We start from the raw sequence: 1281 nt of genomic DNA on the forward strand, positions 1-1281 counted from the left end.
GGATGGAGCTGTACGTCGAGAAGCCGGGGATGCCCTGGCTCTCGGTGGTGCCGGTCTCGTCCTTGCCCATCGAGCACTCCTTGCTGGCCTGACCATGTGCGCGGTCCCGCCTCGGGACCCGTGCGATCGTCCCATGACCGCGCGAGAGGACAAATCCACGCATCCAGGATCGGGGCCCGGACGGGTGCCGCGCGGGGGCCCTCCGGCTGTCGGTTGGGGGGTGCCGGGGCCGACCCGGTTACGATGAGGCGCCCGGCAAGAGCGCTCAACACGAAGGAGGAGACGGCGTGGGAATCATCAACCGTGTCGAGCACGGTCTGGCCAAGGCTGTCCACGGCGCCTTCGCCAAGGCATTCAAGTCGGAGGTGCAGCCCGTCGAGATCGCGTCCGCGATCCGTCGCGCCATGGACGATCGCGCCGCCCTGCTCGGTCACGGCCGCGCGATGGTGCCGAACCTCTACACCATCGAGCTCAGCCAGACCGACTACGACCGGCTCGGTGACTACGAGGAGGACCTGTCGGACGACCTCGTCGCCGCAGCGCAGGAGCACGCCGACTCCCAGGGCTACCAGCCCGGCGGACCCCTCGAGGTGCAGCTCGTCGAGGGCGAGGGCCTCGAGACCGGCGTCTTCCGGGTCCGGCCCGCCACCGCGAAGGCCGCCGGGCGCGAGCCTTCCGCCCGCGAGCAGGCACCCGCCGCACCCCGGCCGCAGGCCAGTGCCGGGACGGCCGTCGACGAGGCCCCGGTCCAGCGCCCCGCCTCGCGGTCCAACCCCTCCGCCCGCCCGTGGCTCGACATCGCCGGTGACCGCTACCCCCTCCTCGGCAGCCTCACCACCCTCGGCCGCGACGAGACCGCCGACATCGTCATCGACGACCCCGGCGTGTCACGCCGGCACAGCGAGATCCGCGTCACCACCGACGGGCCGCACCTCGTCACCTCGATCCGCGACCTCAACTCGACCAACGGCACCTTCGTCAACGGCGACCGCATCTCGAGCCAGCGGCTGCAGGACGGCGACCGCCTGACCATCGGCCGCACGTCCGCGACGTTCCGCGCGGGACGCCGGTGAGCCCGATGATCTCCGCGGACCTCCCTGGGGCGATGACGTCGGGTGACGCATGAGTGAACTGACCCTGACCCTGCTGCGGCTGGGTCTGCTGGCCTTGCTGTGGATCTTCATCTTCAGCGTCGTGGGGGTGCTGCGCACCGACATCTACGGCACGGCGGTGAGCCGACGCGGCAAGCGCAAGGCGCTCAAGGAGGCCCAGAAGCAGGAC

At 71.1% G+C, this 1281-nt stretch carries 1 protein-coding gene; it reads left to right on the top strand.

Features of this window, described 5'->3' with window-relative positions; genetic code table 11:
* The first annotated feature begins 287 nt into the window (after window positions 1–287).
* On the top strand, window positions 288–1073 hold the full coding sequence (locus AC1DP0_RS21990) for an FhaA domain-containing protein (RefSeq protein ID WP_478088734.1): 786 nt from the start codon (window positions 288–290) through the stop codon (window positions 1071–1073).
* Window positions 1074–1281 lie beyond the last annotated feature (208 nt).

The organism is Terrabacter sp. P5_B1, assembly GCF_056400505.1.